Below are 13,979 nucleotides of genomic sequence, written 5' to 3' on the forward strand. Positions count from 1 at the left end.
CGCCGGGCCGCCGGCTGACGGCGTGGGCCCCGACGTGCCAGACTGCGCGAGCGCTCTGAGGGGGGCGCGACCGCGACCCGTGCCGCTCCTCGCCCGCCTCCTCGCCGCTCTCCTCTCCGGAATCGCCACCCTCGCCGCGGCGCCCGCCGCCGGGCTCCTCGCCGCCGCGCCGCTGCGCGGCACGCGCCGCCGGGCGGGCCCGAGCAGCCGCGTCCGCGAGACCCTGCGGCTCTCGACGGCCGAGGGCGTCGGCGCGGAGATCGTCGGCGCGTGCGCCGGCGCCACCGCGCTCACGGGCTGGGCCCTCCACCTCGGCGCCAGCCCCGTCGAGGTCGCGCTGGTCGGCGCGCTCCCCCAGCTCGCCCAGCTCGTGCAGCTGCCGGCGGCCTGGATGACCTCCACCCTCGGGCGCCGGCGGGTCGCGATCGTGTCGGTCGCGATCTCGCGCCAGGCGCTGCTCCCCCTCGCCGTCCTCCCGGTCCTGCCGCTCGGGCCGGCGGGGGCGCGGGGCGCCCTCCTCGCCGTCGCCGCCACCTCCGCCGCGCTGGGCGTGGTGGGGAACAACGCCTGGACCGCGTGGATGGGCGAGGTCGTCCCCCACGGCCTCCGCGGCCGCTACTTCGGGCGGCGCACCGCGATCTGCACGCTCGGCGGGACGCTCGCGGGGGTCGGCGCCGCCCGGCTCCTCGACGCCGCCGGCCGCCGGGGCGCGACCGGCGCCGGGCTCGCCGCGCTCGCGCTCGTCGCCTGCCTCTTCGGCGCGCTCACGACGGTCCTCATGGCGCGCCAGCACGATCCCGGCGGCGCCCCGTGCGATCGCCCGACCATCGCGGCGGCGCTCCGCCCCGCCCGCGATCCGGCGGCGCGCGGCCTCCTCGAGTACCAGCTCGCCTGGAACGCGTCGGTGGGCGTCGCGGGCGGCTTCTTCACGTTCCACCTGCTCCACAACCTCGCGGCCGGCTTCACCGTCGCGGCGATGCACGCCGCGGCCACGGCGGTGCTGCGCATGATCGCGGCGCCCGCGTGGGGTCGCGCCGTCGATCGGTTCGGCGCGCGGCCGGTGCTCGCCGCGTGCTCGTTCGCGGTCTCGGGGCTGCCGCTCCTCTGGCTCGCGACCGGCCCCGGCCGCCTCTGGCCCATCGCGATCGACGCGGTGATCGGGGGGATCGCGTGGGGCGGGCACGGCCTCGCGTCCTTCGCCCTGCCGCTCTCGGTCGGGCCGCGCCGCGACCGGCCCTTCTACCTCGCCGCGTTCGCGATGGTCGGCGGGCTCGCGTACGCGCTCGCCGCGGCCGGCGGCGGCCTCCTCTCGCCGGCGCTCCCGCGCGCGATCGCGACGCTCGGGCGACCCGCAGGCCACGGGCTCGAGCTGCTGTTCGTCGCCTCCGCGGCGGGCCGGCTCGCGAGCGCGTTCCTCGCGCTCCGCATCGCGGAGCAGGGCGCGGGATCGCTCCGCGACCTGCACCGCGCCGCGCAGGACGCGACGCTCGGGCGGCTCGCGGAGCGCGTGCGCCGGGCGGCTTAGGCGCCGGCGTGCCCGCCGCAAACGCCGCCGACGAGGATGAGACCGCGTCCCGGTGGGCCGCTCATGACGGTGCGGTGACACGGGTCGGGTAGACGGGTCGGATGTCGGAGAGACGGGCGAGCGTGCGCGGCCTCACGGAGGTCCGCCTCCATGGCCGCGGCGGGCAGGGGACGGTGGTCGCGTCCCTCATGCTCGCGCGCGCGGCGATGCTGGAGGGCCGCAGCGTCCAGGCGTTCCCGGAGTTCGGCGTCGAGCGGCGCGGAGCGCCCGTCACCGCCTTCCTGCGGATCGCCTCCGAGCCCATCCACCTCCGCTGCAGGGTGGAGCGCCCCGACCACGTGCTCGTCCTCGACCCGGCGCTGCTCGACCGTGTGGAGCTGCCGCCGCCCTCCGGCGGCGTGCTGGTCGCGAACACGCCGCTCGCGCCGTCGGCGGTGGCGGTCCCGGGCGGCTGGCGCATCGCCTCGCTCGACGCCACGCGCATCGCCCGCGCGCGCCGGCTCGGGTCGGGCGCGATGCCCATCGTGAACAGCCCGATGGCGGGCGCGTTCGCCCGCGCCACCGGCCTCGTCGGGCTCGATGCGCTCCTCGCCGCGATCCGCGAGGCGGTCCCGACCGCGCCGGACGAGAACGTCGCCGCCGCCGCCGAGGCGTTCGAGCGCGTCGCGGGCGACCTGCCCGGGGAGCCGACATGAGCGTGAAGCGCCTGCCGGACGGCCGCGTCGATCTCGGCGGCCGGATCCCGCCGGTCGCCATGAGCCTCGCCTCGACCGCCTGGAACCGGACCGGCGCGTGGCGCTCGCGCGAGCCGCGGTTCCAGGATCGGACCGCCCCCTGCGTCGCGGCGTGCCCGCTCGGCCAGGACCTGCCGGATCAGCTCCGGCTCGCGGCGCAGGGCCGGCTCCGCGACGCCGCCCAGCTGCTGCTCTCCGTGAACCCGATGCCGGCCACCACCGGCCGCGTCTGCCCGCACCCGTGCGCGCGCGCCTGCAACCGCGCGGCGCTCGACGGTGCCGTGGACGTGTCCGGGGTCGAGCGCGCCCTCGGCGACGCGCTCGTGACCGAGGGCGTCGCTCCCCGGCCGGAAGGGCGCCTCGCGCTCCGGGTGGCGGTGGTCGGGGCCGGGCCCGCGGGGCTCGCCGCGGCGCACCGGCTCGCGCTCGCCGGCGCGGACGTCCGCCTCCTCGCCCGCGAGGCGCGCCCGGGAGGGCTGCTCGTCACCGGCATCCCGCCGTACCGCCTGCCGCGCGGCGTGCTGAAGGGGGAGATCGCGCGGATCCTCGCCGCCGGCGTCCGCTTCGAGGGCGGCTTCGCCCTCGCCGAGGGCGGGATGGACGCGCTCCTCGAGTCGCACGACGCCGTGCTCGTCGCGATCGGGCGCCACCTGCCGCGGCCGCTCGGGGTCCCCGGCGCCGACGCCGCGGGCGTGGTGGACGGCCTCGCGCTCCTCGACGCGGTCCACCGCGGCGCGCCCGTCCCGCCCGGCCAGGAGGTGGTCGTGGTGGGCGGCGGGAACACCGCGCTCGACTGCGCGCGGACGCTGCTCCGGCTCGGCCGGAAGGTGACGGTCGCGTACCGCCGCGGCCGCGAGGACATGCCGGCGATCCCCGACGAGATCGAGGAGGCCCTCGAGGAGGGCGTCCACCTCGAGACCTGGGCGCTCCCGGTGGAGGTGGTCGTCCGCAGCGGTCGCGCGCGGTGGCTGAACCTCGCGCGCGCCCGGCCGGGCGTCCGCGACGCGAGCGGCCGGCCGCGCCCGGAGCGGATCCCCGGCGGCGACTTCGTGATGCCGGCGGATCTCGTGGTGGTCGCCGCGGGCGAGGAGCTCGATCCCGCAGGGCTGCCGGAGGAGGTGGTCCGCGGCGGCTCCGTCGCCGCGCCGGAGCACCGGACCGCCGTGCCGCGCCTCTTCGCCGCCGGCGACTGCCTCCCGGGCGGCGGCACCGTCGCGCACGCGCTCGCCTCCGGACTGCGGGCCGCCGACGCGCTCCTCGAGGCGCTCGCGGGCATCCGCCGCGCGCCTCCGGCGCTCGAGGCGCGCGGGGCCTCGCCGGAGGTGGTCGGGCCGGACCGGATCCGCGCGCACCACGTCACGCCCGCCCCTCCGCGCCGCCGCGGCCGCGCAAACGCGCCGATGCGGCTCGGCGGCGGCGAGGTGCGCTTCGGCTTCGATCCGGACGCGGCCCGGGCCGAGGCCGCCCGCTGCCTGTCCTGCGGCAGCTGCACCGGCTGCGACGTGTGCTACCTCGTCTGCCCCGACCGCGCCGTCGTCCGGGGCGCCCCCGGCGGCTACGCGGCGGACGCCGAGCGCTGCAAGGGATGCGGCATCTGCGCGGAGGAGTGTCCGCGCGGCGTGGTGACCCTCGCTGAAGTGGAGGTCCGGTAGATGGCGGAGGCGCGGCTCGCGACGGGCAACGAGGCGGTGGCGTGGGCGGTGGCGCGCGCGGGCGCGGAGGTCGTCGCCGCGTACCCGATCACGCCGCAGACGACGATCATCGAGCACATCGCTTCCCTCGTGCAGAAGGGGATCTGCAAGGCCGAGTACGTGCCGGTGGAGTCCGAGCACTCCGCCCTCGCCGCCTGCATCGGCGCGGCGCACGCCGGCGCCCGCGCCTTCACGGCGACGAGCGGGCAGGGGCTCGCGCTGATGCACGAGCTCGTCCACTGGTCCGCGGGCGCGCGGCTCCCCATCGTGCTCGTCGACGTGAACCGGGCGATGGCGCCGCCCTGGTCGATCTGGTCCGACCAGAACGACTCCCTCTCGCAGCGCGACACCGGCTGGATCCAGCTCTACTGCGAGCACGCGCAGGAGCTGTTCGACGCGGTCGTGCAGGCCTTCGCGCTCGCGCCGAAGGTGTCGATCCCCGTCATGGTGGTCGCCGACGCCTTCTTCCTGTCCCACACGGCCGAGCCCGTCTCGATCCCGGATGCCTCCGAGCTCGCCGGCCTCATCCCGCCATGGACCGCGCCCTGGCAGATCGACCCCGGACGCCCGAAGGCGGTCGGCGGGCTCGCGCAGCCGGCGGAGTACGAGCGGATGCGCCGGCAGCTCGCCGACGACCACCACGCGGCGCTCCGCGAGATCGAGGCGCTCGCCGCGGAGTGGCAGCGCCGGTTCGGGCGCGGCTGCGGCGTGCTCGAGACGTACCGCTGCGCCGGCGCCGACGAGATCGTGCTCGCCACGGGGACGGTCGCGGGCACCGCGCGCGCGGCCGTGGACTCGGCCCGGGCGCAGGGGCGGAGGACCGGTCTCGTGAAGCTCCGCGCGTTCCGGCCGTTCCCCGCCGCGGCGCTGCGCGAGGCGGTCGCCGGCGCGCGGCGCGTCGTGGTGCTCGACCGGAACTGCTCCTACGGCGCGTCGGGGATCTTCTGCCAGGAGCTGCGCGCCGCGCTCCACGGCGTCCCCGGGGCGCCCGCGGTCCACGGGTACATCGCCGGGATGGGGGGGCGCGACATCACGCCGGCCCGCATCGAGGAGGCGATCGCGCGAGCGGAGCAGGACCCGATCGCGGCGGAGGGTACGTGGCTGATGGACTGATCCGCCGGCCCGGCCGGCCCGCCGCCGAGCCGCGCTGGATTGCGCGCGGCGAGGACCAGGTCCAGCCCGGGCACCTCGCGTGCCCCGGCTGCGCGGCGCCCATCCTGATGCGCACGTTCCTGCAGATCGCCGGACCGCGCACGGTCCTGTGCATCCCGGCCTGCTGCTACGCCGTGATCGACGGGCCGTTCCCTTACTCGTCCTCGGGCGTGAACGTCGTCCACTGCGCGTTCGCGACGGCGGCCGTCACCGCCGCGGGCGTGAAGGCCGGCCTCCGCGCGCGCGGCATCGACGACGTCCTCGTCGTGGCGTGGGCCGGCGACGGCGGCACCTTCGACATCGGCCTCCAGTCGATGTCGGCGTGCGCCGAGCGGAACGAGGACATCCTGTACGTCTGCTACGACAACGAGGCGTACATGAACACCGGCATCCAGCGCTCCGGCGCGACGCCGGCGCTCGCGTGGACGTCCAACACCGCCGCCGGCAAGCAGGGGCGCAAGAAGGATCTCGACGGCATCATGGCCGCGCACCGGATCCCGTACTTCGCCACCGTCTCGCCGGGCTTCCACGAGGACCTCGTGGCCAAGATGACGCGCGCGGTCCGGACGCGGGGCTTCCGGATGCTGCACGCGCTCTCCCCCTGTCCGCCCGGGTGGAAGATGGAGGAGCGCCACACCCTCACCGCCGCGCGCCTCGCCGTCGAGACGGGGCTCTTCCCGCTGTACGAGGTCGAGGACGGCGCGGCGTGGCGCGAGACGGTCCGCCCGCCGCGGCGTCCGGTCGCCGAGTACCTGCGTCTCCAGGGCCGCTTCGGCCAGCTTCCACCCGAGAAGGTGGCCGAGATCCAGCGCGTCGTGGACGACGACGCGGCGCTCCTCGCGCAGCGGTTCCGCGCGAGCGCCGAGCGCGCGCGGTAGTCGTCGGCCGCAGTCACCGCTTCGGGGTCTATCGCGTCCCCCGACCTCGTGGCATGGTGCGCCCGTTCTCGAGAGCGCCGCGACGGCGCTCCGGAACGGGGGATTCACCGACATGAACGCAACGAGCGGCGCCCGGCGCATCATCCGGGTGGACGGGGTGCTCGATGCATCCGCGGCCGATCGGCTCGCGCGCGCGCTCGCGGACGGCACGCCCGACGCGGACGTCGCGATCGATCTCTCGCACGTCCGCGCCTTCGACGACTTCGCGGTGATGATGCTCGGGCGCACGCTGTCCGCCCGTGGTCACGTCACCATCCAGGGACTCCGCCAGCACCACGTCCGGCTGCTCCGCTACCTCGGGCTCGGCGACGGCGACGGCGCCCGCGCCTGATCGCCGAAGCCGCTCTTGGTGAGCCCGTCGAACCACGAGCGGCCACGGCCGAGCGCCGTTCGACGAGCTCGGGGCGAACCGTCATCGGGACGACGAGAGCGGGTCGGCCGGTTGGGGTCTCCCGCAGGCGGTCGCCTCCACTCCGATTGCCGCCGACGGGGTTTTTGCCGCGCGCGGCGGTGCGGCAGAGTGCAGCGCGCTGGCGTTCTCCTCCGCTTCCGCGCGGACGCCTTGCCAGCCACCGGGGGGTTCGAGACATGCAGGAAACGAAGACCACGCCGCGCCTCATCCGGCTCGACGGCGTGCTGGACGCCTCCGCCGCCGACCGGCTCGCGGAGCTCCTCGCGGATCCGGCGTCGGACGGCGACGTCCGTGTCGACCTGTCACACGTGCGCGCCTTCGACGACTTCGCGGTGATGGTCCTCGGGCGGGCGCTCGCCGCGTGCGGCGCGCGCGTCACCGTGCAGGGCCTCCGCGAGCACCACGTCCGCCTGCTGCGCTATCTCGGGATCACGCCCGGGCTCGGCGAGCCCGCGCGCGCGCGCGCCTGATCGCCGCCGTCCCCGGCGCGGCCCGGCACCGGCGCGAGCCACCCGAGCAGCGCCGCGTTCACGCGGTCCGGCGCCTCGTTCTGCACGAAGTGCCCGGCCTCGTCGACGAGGACGATCGAGGGCGCGTTCCCGGGCGCGAAGAACGGCGCCATCCGGTCGCGCGCGATCATCTCCACCCCGAGGAAGCGGTCCCGGACGCCCCACACGACGAGGGTCGGGACGGCGATGGGGTGCGCGCGGCCCTCTCGCCCGAGCACGCGTGGACTGCGGAACGCCGCCCGGTAGTAGCCGAGCGCCGCGGACGCCGCGCCGGGCCGCAGGAACGCCGCGCGGTAGCGGTCCAGCTCCTCGCGCGGCCAGGCGGACCGGATCGCGGAGCCACCGCGGAGGGCCCGGGCGACCGCGGCGGCGCCGCGCCGCGCGAGCGTCCAGTCCGGCAGGACCGGGAGCTGGAAGAAGAGCATGTACGCGGACCGCAGGAGCTGGCGCGGGTTCCGGACCACCTCCGCGGCGAACACCGCCGGGTACGGGCAGCTCAGGACGACCAGCCGCTCCACGACCTCGGGCCGGAGCACCGCCGTCGCCCAGGCCATCGCGCCGCCCCAGTCGTGCCCCACGACGACGGCGCGGCGCCGCCCGAGCGCGCGCACGAGCCCGGCGACGTCGGCGCTCAGCGTCTCGAGATCGTAGGGGCCCGAGAGGTCGCTCTCACCGTAACCGCGCAGATCCGGGGCGACGGCGCGGAAACCCGCGGAGGCGAGCGCCGGGAGCTGGTGCCGCCAGGAGCGAGCGAGCTCCGGGAAGCCATGCAGGAGGAGCAAGAGCGGCCCGTCCGGCGGGCCGTCCGCGAGCGCGGCGAAGGAGATGCCGTTGGCGGCGAGGGTGAGGCGGTCCATGAACGGCGGTTAACGCGGGACCGGCCCGTCCGCGAGCACCTCCGGGTCGCAGCCCCGCGCGCGCGTCCGCCCTCCGGGTTACGCTCGCTTTCGTGCCCCGCTCCGCCCGCCGCCTCGCCGCACCGCTCGCCGCCGTCGCCCTCGCCCTCGCCGCCCCAGGCCGCGCGGGAGCGTGGTCCGAGCCCGGGCACCGCATCGTCGCGCACGTCGCCGAGGCGCGCCTCTCGCCGGCGGCGCGCCGGCTCGTGCGCGACGTCCTCGGCGACCGCCGCCTCGCCGACGTCGCGGCCTGGGCGGACGAGCAGGGGGACCGCGCGACGCGGCCGTGGCACTACGTCAACGTGCCGTTCGCGGCCGCCGGGTACGAGCCGGCGCGCGACTGCCCGCGGGGCGACTGCGTCGTCGCGGCGATCGAGCGGAGCGCCGCGAGGCTCCGGGACGGCACGACCGACCTCGACCGGGCGGACGCGCTCCGGTGGCTCGTGCACCTCGTCGCCGACGCCCACCAGCCGCTCCACGCCGGCGACGGACGCGATCGGGGCGGGAACGAGCTCGAGGTCCGCTTCGCGCACCGCCGCCACCCGGTCACGTTCCACCACGTCTGGGACGCCGAGGTCGTCGCACCGCTCCTCGGGAGCCGCACGCCACGCGAGATCGCGCTCGCGCTCGGCGCGCGGATCCGTCCGGCCGACGCCGCGGCGTGGACCGCGACGCTCGCGCCGGCGGCCTGGGCGGACGAGTCGGCGGCGCTCGCGCGCGCGCTGTACGGGGAGCTCGGGATCGAGCCGCGCCCGGGCGCGATCGTGACGCTCCCGCGCGGCTACGCCCGGGAGCAGCGGGCGCGGGTCGAGGCGCGGCTCGAGGCGGCCGGGGTGCGGCTCGCGGCGGTGCTGGATCGGATCTCTGCGGAGCGCGAGGCCCACGTCCGCGCGGCGCGGTAGGCGGCCGGCTCGACCCCGTGCCTACCCGATCCCGAGGATCCGGTACGCGACGCGGTACACCTCCGGCGGCACGCTCGCCTCCCAGAAGCCGGTCGCGCGAGCGACCGCCCAGAAGCCGAGCATCACCGCGAGGGTCGCGGCGGGCACGAGCCAGGGCGACCAGGCCCGCGCGCCCTTCCGCGTGACGCCCAGGCAGTCCGGCGTGCTGCACGCGGCGACGCACGACATGCAGCCGGTGCACTCCGTCGAGAGCACGCGGAGCTTCGCGTGCACCTGGATCTCGTTCGGGCAGGCGCGGGTGCAGGCGCGGCAGTCGTTGCAGGCGTCGGGATCGCGGCGGACGGAGACCGGCGAGAGGAAGCTCGCGAGGCCGAGCAGCGCGCCGTAGGGGCAGAGCCAGCGGCACCAGGCGTGCTTCACGACGAGCGACAGCGCCACGAGCCCGCCGAGCACCGCCGCCATCGTCGCGGACGGGTGCGCGAACAGCTCGAGCATCTTCGCGTCCGCCGCGAGGTTGTACGGCGCCTGCATGAAGCCCTCGATGGCCTCGAGCGGCATCATGACGACGACCGTCCAGAGGAAGAACGCGAGCAGGAGGTACTTCACCGCGGAGAGCGGCAGGTCGAGCCACCGCGGCACCGCCGGCCAGCGGCGGCGCCAGAGCGTCTTCCGGCCGAGCCACTCCAGCGCCCGCGAGATCGTGCCGACCGGGCAGACCCAGGAGCAGAACGCCTTCCGCGCGACGAACGCGGTCGCGATCGCCGCGAGGAAGATCGTGAGGCCCGCGGGGTGGACCACGTCCCAGTAGCGGGTGAGGAAGAAGCGCTTCGCCGCGACGAGCGCCGCGATGGGCAGGAACGCCTCCACCGCCGGCGGGCGAGCGACGGAGATCGGCCCGTCGCCGAGGACGGCGTCGTGGAAGCGGACGAACTGCCAGGCGACGAGGAGGAGGAACGCGACGTACGCGAGCTGCACGACCCAGCGGACCCGGGGGAGGGCGCGGTACGGGTTCCGCCACTTCTCGGCGCGCGCCGGCGCGTCCGGCAGGATCGCGAGCGGCGAGGGCGAGGCGGAAGGCGTCTTCGAGTGCGGTGCGGGCGCGTCGTGCTGCGTGCTCAAGGCCTCGATCCTCTCCCCCTCGGCGCGGCGCACCTTAACCCGGGACGCGTTTCCGCCACAATCGGCTGGACACCCACAGCGCCGCCGCCGCGCCCACCGCCCGGGTCGGGGCGGCCGGGGTGGCCGGCGAGCGCGCGATCGCGTGGCCGCGAGCGGTCCCGGACGGTTGCGGCGCGATCGGGTCCCGGGCGCCACGGCGTGCCCCGCGGTCGCGGCCTGCGCGCGGGCGCGCAGGCCGCGTCCGGGCGTGACCTCCACGCTGTCGCGCGGGGCGTTAGGATCCCCTCGCCCGGAGCCCCTGCTCCGGCGGAGGCGAGGACGATGCTCACCGCGGACTGGAAGAAGATCTGCTGCCCCATCGACTTCTCCGACGCCTCTCGCGCCGCGATGGAGGTCGCGGGCGACCTCGCGCGCCGCTTCGGCGCCGAGCTCGTGCTCCTGCACGCGTACCCGATCCCCGGGTACACCTTCCCGGACGGCTCGATCGTCGCGAGCCCGAAGATGATGCAGGAGCTCGCGGACCAGGCCGAGCGGCACCTCCAGGAGTGGCGCGCCGACGCCGAGAAGCTCGGGATCTCCCGCGTCACGACCGCGAAGGCGATCGGCGAGCCTGCGGCGGAGATCGTCGCCTTCGCGAAGGAGCAGGGCGTGGGGCTCGTCGTCGTGGGGACGCACGGCCGGACCGGCCTCGAGCACGCGCTCATGGGCTCCATCGCGGAGCGCGTCGTCCGCCGCGCGGGGTGCCCGGTGCTGACCGTCCACCCCGAGGGCCACGCGCGCCGCTGATCGGGAGACCGCGTCCTGCTGGCGCGAGCAGCGCGGCGATCCGCTCGCGCCGGAAGTCGAAGATCCTCCCGAGCGCGCGCGACACGAACACGGCGTGCGCGACGGCTCCGAGCGGCCCGAGCGGCAGCTCGTACTCGACGCGATCGTGGACGAGCGTCCCGCCGCCGGGCGCGTCCTCGAAGCGGTGCGTGTGCTCCCAGCGCCGGTACGGCCCGCGGAGCTGCACGTCCACGAACCGGACGCCCGGCTCCACGACGGCGATGCGGGTGCGCCAGCGGAAGGGCACGCCGAAGAGCGACAGCCGGTAGTCGATCAGCCCGCCGGGGATCATCGCGATCTCGCCGGGGGTCGTGATCCGGAACCGCAGGAAGCGCGGCGTGATCGCCTCGAGGTTGTGCGCGTCCGCGAAGAACGCGAACACCTCGGCGCGGGGGCGGGCGACGAGCTGCGTCCGCTCGAGGACGTGAGGACGGGTCATGTTGGCTCCTCCCGACGTGCGGTCGCGGTCCGAGTAACCGCGGCGCGGGGCGCGCGCATCCGCACGGCGCCGCCGCACCGCTCGTCCACCGAACGCCAAAGGAATGTTTGGCATCCCTCCGGGCCGGGCGCTATTCACGCCGAGGCGCCGGTCGTGCCCAAGGGAGGACGTCGAGATGGCCGAACTGGTCACCGAGTACATGGGGCTCGCGCTCCCGAGCCCCCTCGTCCTCGCGAGCTCGGCGTTCTCGAACCGGGTGGAGAACCTCGAGATGGCGGAGGGCCACGGGGCCGGCGCGGTCGTGCTCCGGTCGCTGTTCGAGGAGCTGATCGAGGCGGCGTCGACCGCGCTCGAGGAGGAGCTCGCTCGCGGGGCGGAGTCGAACCCGGAGGCGCGCACCTACTTCCCGCCGCAGCGGGTCGGGCCGCACGAGTACCTCTCGCTCGTCGAGCGCGCGAAGCGCGCGCTCGAGGTCCCGGTGATCGCGAGCCTCAACTGCTGCGCCCCGGGCAGCTGGACCGAGTACGCGCGGGAGATCGAGCAGGCCGGGGCGGACGCCATCGAGGTGAACCTGTACGCCGTCGAGGCCGATCCGCGGGTGTCGAGCGCGGAGATCGAGCAGCGGTACCTCGACATCGTCGAGGCGGTCCGCGACGCCGTGCACGTGCCGATCGCGGTGAAGCTCTCGCCCTACTTCACGTCCCTCGCCCACTTCGCGGCGCGGCTCGACGCGCTCGGGGTGAACGCGGTGGTGCTCTTCAACCGCTTCCTGCAGCCGGACATCTCGCTCGAGAAGATGGCGGCGGTGCCGTCGATGACGCTCTCGACGCCCGCCGAGATGCTCGTGTCGCTCCGCTGGATCGGGATCCTGCACGGGCGCGTGAGGGCGCACCTCGCCGCCTCGACGGGCGTCTACGACGCGCCGGGCGTGCTGAAGCAGATCCTCGCCGGCGCCCAGGTCGTCCAGGTCGCCTCGACGCTCGTGAAGAACGGCATCCCGCACATGGGCAAGATCCTGGCGGGCGTCGAGGACTGGCTCGATCGGAAGGGGACGACGCTCGACGCCATCCGCGGCACGCTCTCGCAGCGCGAGCTGCAGGACCCGGGGGCCTTCGAGCGCGCCCAGTACGTTCACCTCATCCTCTCGCAGAACATCTGACCCCGCGGCCGCGGGCCGCCGTGGCAGGATCCACCGATGCCCGAGCCCGCGCCCCACGCCCGCCCACCCGGGGCACCACCGCCGAAGGGCGCGCACGGGATCCTGCGCAGCTTCGCGTGGGCTTGGACCGGGCTCGCCGAGACGGCGCTCCGGGAGCGGAACCTCCGCGTCCAGCTCGCCGCGGGCGTCCTGGTGTCCTGCTTCGCCGCGGTCGCACCGCTCGCGCCGGTGGAGCGCGCGCTCCTGCTGCTCTGTGCCGCCGCGGTGATCGCCGCCGAGGCGGCGAACTCCGCGCTCGAGGCGGTGGTGGATCTCGCCGCGCCCGGGGTCGACGAGCGGGCGCGGATCGCGAAGGACGCGGCGGCGGGCGCGGTGCTCGCGTTCGCGGCGGGCACGGCGGTCGCCCTGCTCGCCATCGGGCTCCCGGCGCTCCCGGCGCTGCGGGCACGGGGCGGCGCGCTGGTGGTCCCGGCCGCCGCCGCCCTCGGCGTCGCCGCTGCGACGGGGGCGCTGCCATCGCCGGGACGGCGGGGCCGCGTGATCGACGTCGCGCTCGCGGTGGGAGGCGTCGCCGGGCTCGTGCCGGTGGCGCGGGCGGCGGAGGCGCCGGCGGGCGTGCTCGCGGCGGCGCTCCTCCTCGCGCTCGGCGCAGACGCGGCCCGCCGGCGCGGACGGTAGCTAGCGCTCGTCCTCTCCGCGCTCCGGCAGCGTCCGGTCGGCGGGCGGCGGAGGGACCTGCTCGCGCGAGAGCGCCTCGGACGCGGCCTCGTCGCCGGCGTGCACCGTCTCGGCGGCGCGGTCGTCCTGCTCCTGCGTCCAGCTCGTGGGCGCGGACGAGAGCCCCTCCAGCGGCCGCTCGCGGTGATCGCTCTCCGTCTCGAGGTCCTTGAGCTCCTGCTCGCGGCGGATCGCGAGCTCGCGCTGCCGCTGCCGCTCCATGGGATCCATGGCGCCTCCTCCTCGGAGGTTGCGCACACGCACGGGCTCCCGCACCGCGCGTCCCGGCCGCCGCCGCCTCGCAGGGACGATCCTCGACGCACCGCGCCGCAGCCCCATGCGGGGCGATGAAACGCGATCGTCCGCGGCTACGAATCTGGCACCGCGCGAGCAGACGACCCCGGGCGAAACGAGGGCGCGGGCGCGTGCTGAACGAGCGTCCGCCGCCGGAGGCTCGCGCCGAGGGGCTCACTCAGACTCGAAACCACGGAGGAAGATCGATGGCCCAGCTCAAGGGAAGCAAGACCGAGAAGAACCTGAAGGACGCGTTCGCCGGGGAGTCGCAGGCGAACCGCCGGTACCTGTACTTCGCCAAGGTCGCCGACGTGGAGGGCTACCCCGAGGTCGCCGCGAACTTCCGCGAGACCGCCGAGGGCGAGACGGGCCACGCGCACGGGCACCTCGACTTCCTGAAGGCCGTCGGCGACCCCGCCACCGGCCTCCCCATCGGCGACAGCAGCACGAACCTCAAGGCGGCGATCGCCGGCGAGACGCACGAGTACACCGACATGTACCCGGGCATGGCGAAGACCGCGCGCGAGGAGGGGTTCGCCGAGGTCGCCGACTGGTTCGAGACGCTGGCCAAGGCCGAGAAGTCCCACGCCGGCCGCTTCGACAAGATGCTGAAGTCGATCAGCTAGCGGCCCGCCGATCGACCATCCGTGACCCGGCGCGCTCCCTC

The 13,979-nt window shown here is 76.1% G+C and carries 16 protein-coding genes; 12 read left to right on the forward strand and 4 right to left on the reverse strand.

What is annotated here, in order from left to right:
• Positions 1-79: 79 nt before the first annotated feature.
• The 7 genes from AMOR_RS17160 (at position 80) to AMOR_RS17190 (ending at position 6,922) form a co-directional block, all read left to right on the forward strand.
• Positions 80-1,525 (forward strand): MFS transporter, encoded by a 1,446-nt coding sequence (locus AMOR_RS17160; protein WP_248352785.1) that lies wholly within the window; start codon positions 80-82, stop codon positions 1,523-1,525.
• Positions 1,526-1,626: 101 nt separating this feature from the next.
• Positions 1,627-2,220 carry a 2-oxoacid:acceptor oxidoreductase family protein gene (locus AMOR_RS17165; protein WP_248352786.1) on the forward strand — a complete coding sequence of 198 codons (594 nt, stop codon included), beginning with the start codon at positions 1,627-1,629 and terminating at the stop codon, positions 2,218-2,220.
• On the forward strand, positions 2,217-3,911 hold the full coding sequence (locus AMOR_RS17170) for an FAD-dependent oxidoreductase (protein ID WP_248352787.1): 1,695 nt from the start codon (positions 2,217-2,219) through the stop codon (positions 3,909-3,911). The genes AMOR_RS17165 and AMOR_RS17170 overlap by 4 nt, the downstream gene beginning before the upstream one ends.
• Positions 3,912-5,063: a transketolase C-terminal domain-containing protein gene (locus tag AMOR_RS17175; RefSeq protein ID WP_248352788.1), complete on the forward strand. Its 1,152-nt coding sequence runs from the start codon at positions 3,912-3,914 to the stop codon at positions 5,061-5,063.
• Positions 5,048-5,980 carry a thiamine pyrophosphate-dependent enzyme gene (locus tag AMOR_RS17180; RefSeq protein ID WP_248352789.1) on the forward strand — a complete coding sequence of 311 codons (933 nt, stop codon included), beginning with the start codon at positions 5,048-5,050 and terminating at the stop codon, positions 5,978-5,980. Before AMOR_RS17175 ends, AMOR_RS17180 begins: the two co-directional genes overlap by 16 nt.
• A gap of 112 nt (positions 5,981-6,092) precedes the next feature.
• Positions 6,093-6,371 carry an STAS domain-containing protein gene (locus tag AMOR_RS17185; RefSeq protein ID WP_248352791.1) on the forward strand — a complete coding sequence of 93 codons (279 nt, stop codon included), beginning with the start codon at positions 6,093-6,095 and terminating at the stop codon, positions 6,369-6,371.
• Positions 6,372-6,628: 257 nt separating this feature from the next.
• Positions 6,629-6,922 carry an STAS domain-containing protein gene (locus tag AMOR_RS17190; RefSeq protein ID WP_248352793.1) on the forward strand — a complete coding sequence of 98 codons (294 nt, stop codon included), beginning with the start codon at positions 6,629-6,631 and terminating at the stop codon, positions 6,920-6,922.
• Here the strand turns inward: AMOR_RS17190 and AMOR_RS17195 are convergent.
• Complete coding sequence (locus tag AMOR_RS17195; RefSeq protein ID WP_248352794.1) at positions 6,871-7,818, reverse strand: alpha/beta fold hydrolase; 948 nt, start codon at positions 7,816-7,818, stop codon at positions 6,871-6,873. The genes AMOR_RS17190 and AMOR_RS17195 overlap by 52 nt on opposite strands.
• A gap of 92 nt (positions 7,819-7,910) precedes the next feature.
• On the opposite strand from AMOR_RS17195, the gene AMOR_RS17200 reads away from it, so the two are divergent.
• Complete coding sequence (locus AMOR_RS17200; RefSeq protein ID WP_248352795.1) at positions 7,911-8,759, forward strand: S1/P1 nuclease; 849 nt, start codon at positions 7,911-7,913, stop codon at positions 8,757-8,759.
• A gap of 21 nt (positions 8,760-8,780) precedes the next feature.
• Here AMOR_RS17200 and AMOR_RS17205 read toward each other — a convergent pair whose 3' ends face one another.
• On the reverse strand, positions 8,781-9,878 hold the full coding sequence (locus AMOR_RS17205) for a 4Fe-4S binding protein (protein WP_248352796.1): 1,098 nt from the start codon (positions 9,876-9,878) through the stop codon (positions 8,781-8,783).
• 321 nt (positions 9,879-10,199) lie between these two features.
• Between AMOR_RS17205 and AMOR_RS17210 the strand changes: the two genes are divergently transcribed.
• A complete protein-coding gene (locus AMOR_RS17210) occupies positions 10,200-10,664 on the forward strand; it encodes a universal stress protein (protein ID WP_248352797.1) in 465 nt (154 codons plus the stop codon).
• On the opposite strand, the gene AMOR_RS17215 is transcribed toward AMOR_RS17210, so the two are convergent.
• Entirely contained in the window at positions 10,579-11,142 is a 564-nt protein-coding gene (locus AMOR_RS17215) for an SRPBCC family protein (RefSeq protein ID WP_248352798.1), read from the reverse strand. The two genes, AMOR_RS17210 and AMOR_RS17215, sit on opposite strands and share 86 nt — an antisense overlap.
• A gap of 175 nt (positions 11,143-11,317) precedes the next feature.
• Here AMOR_RS17215 and AMOR_RS17220 point away from each other — a divergent pair, with 175 nt between their 5' ends.
• Complete coding sequence (locus tag AMOR_RS17220) at positions 11,318-12,301, forward strand: dihydroorotate dehydrogenase-like protein (RefSeq protein ID WP_248352799.1); 984 nt, start codon at positions 11,318-11,320, stop codon at positions 12,299-12,301.
• Positions 12,302-12,337: 36 nt separating this feature from the next.
• Positions 12,338-12,979 carry a diacylglycerol kinase gene (locus AMOR_RS17225; protein WP_248352800.1) on the forward strand — a complete coding sequence of 214 codons (642 nt, stop codon included), beginning with the start codon at positions 12,338-12,340 and terminating at the stop codon, positions 12,977-12,979.
• On the opposite strand, the gene AMOR_RS17230 is transcribed toward AMOR_RS17225, so the two are convergent.
• Complete coding sequence (locus AMOR_RS17230; protein WP_248352801.1) at positions 12,980-13,249, reverse strand: hypothetical protein; 270 nt, start codon at positions 13,247-13,249, stop codon at positions 12,980-12,982.
• Positions 13,250-13,518: 269 nt separating this feature from the next.
• Here AMOR_RS17230 and AMOR_RS17235 point away from each other — a divergent pair, with 269 nt between their 5' ends.
• The gene (locus tag AMOR_RS17235) at positions 13,519-13,938 is read left to right on the forward strand and encodes a rubrerythrin family protein (protein ID WP_248352802.1); all 420 of its coding nucleotides are present in this window, start codon (positions 13,519-13,521) and stop codon (positions 13,936-13,938) included.
• Positions 13,939-13,979 lie beyond the last annotated feature (41 nt).

Source organism: Anaeromyxobacter oryzae, assembly GCF_023169945.1.
GTDB lineage: Bacteria > Myxococcota > Myxococcia > Myxococcales > Anaeromyxobacteraceae > Anaeromyxobacter > Anaeromyxobacter oryzae.

Coding starts and splice junctions, on each gene's coding strand:
- AMOR_RS17195 (WP_248352794.1), bottom strand. CDS start 7,818: ATGGACCGCCTCACCCTCGCCGCCAACGGCATCTCCTTCGCCGCGCTC.
- AMOR_RS17190 (WP_248352793.1), top strand. CDS start 6,629: ATGCAGGAAACGAAGACCACGCCGCGCCTCATCCGGCTCGACGGCGTG.
- AMOR_RS17210 (WP_248352797.1), top strand. CDS start 10,200: ATGCTCACCGCGGACTGGAAGAAGATCTGCTGCCCCATCGACTTCTCC.
- AMOR_RS17170 (WP_248352787.1), top strand. CDS start 2,217: ATGAGCGTGAAGCGCCTGCCGGACGGCCGCGTCGATCTCGGCGGCCGG.
- AMOR_RS17175 (WP_248352788.1), top strand. CDS start 3,912: ATGGCGGAGGCGCGGCTCGCGACGGGCAACGAGGCGGTGGCGTGGGCG.
- AMOR_RS17230 (WP_248352801.1), bottom strand. CDS start 13,249: ATGGATCCCATGGAGCGGCAGCGGCAGCGCGAGCTCGCGATCCGCCGC.
- AMOR_RS17185 (WP_248352791.1), top strand. CDS start 6,093: ATGAACGCAACGAGCGGCGCCCGGCGCATCATCCGGGTGGACGGGGTG.
- AMOR_RS17215 (WP_248352798.1), bottom strand. CDS start 11,142: ATGACCCGTCCTCACGTCCTCGAGCGGACGCAGCTCGTCGCCCGCCCC.
- AMOR_RS17165 (WP_248352786.1), top strand. CDS start 1,627: ATGTCGGAGAGACGGGCGAGCGTGCGCGGCCTCACGGAGGTCCGCCTC.
- AMOR_RS17235 (WP_248352802.1), top strand. CDS start 13,519: ATGGCCCAGCTCAAGGGAAGCAAGACCGAGAAGAACCTGAAGGACGCG.
- AMOR_RS17220 (WP_248352799.1), top strand. CDS start 11,318: ATGGCCGAACTGGTCACCGAGTACATGGGGCTCGCGCTCCCGAGCCCC.
- AMOR_RS17225 (WP_248352800.1), top strand. CDS start 12,338: ATGCCCGAGCCCGCGCCCCACGCCCGCCCACCCGGGGCACCACCGCCG.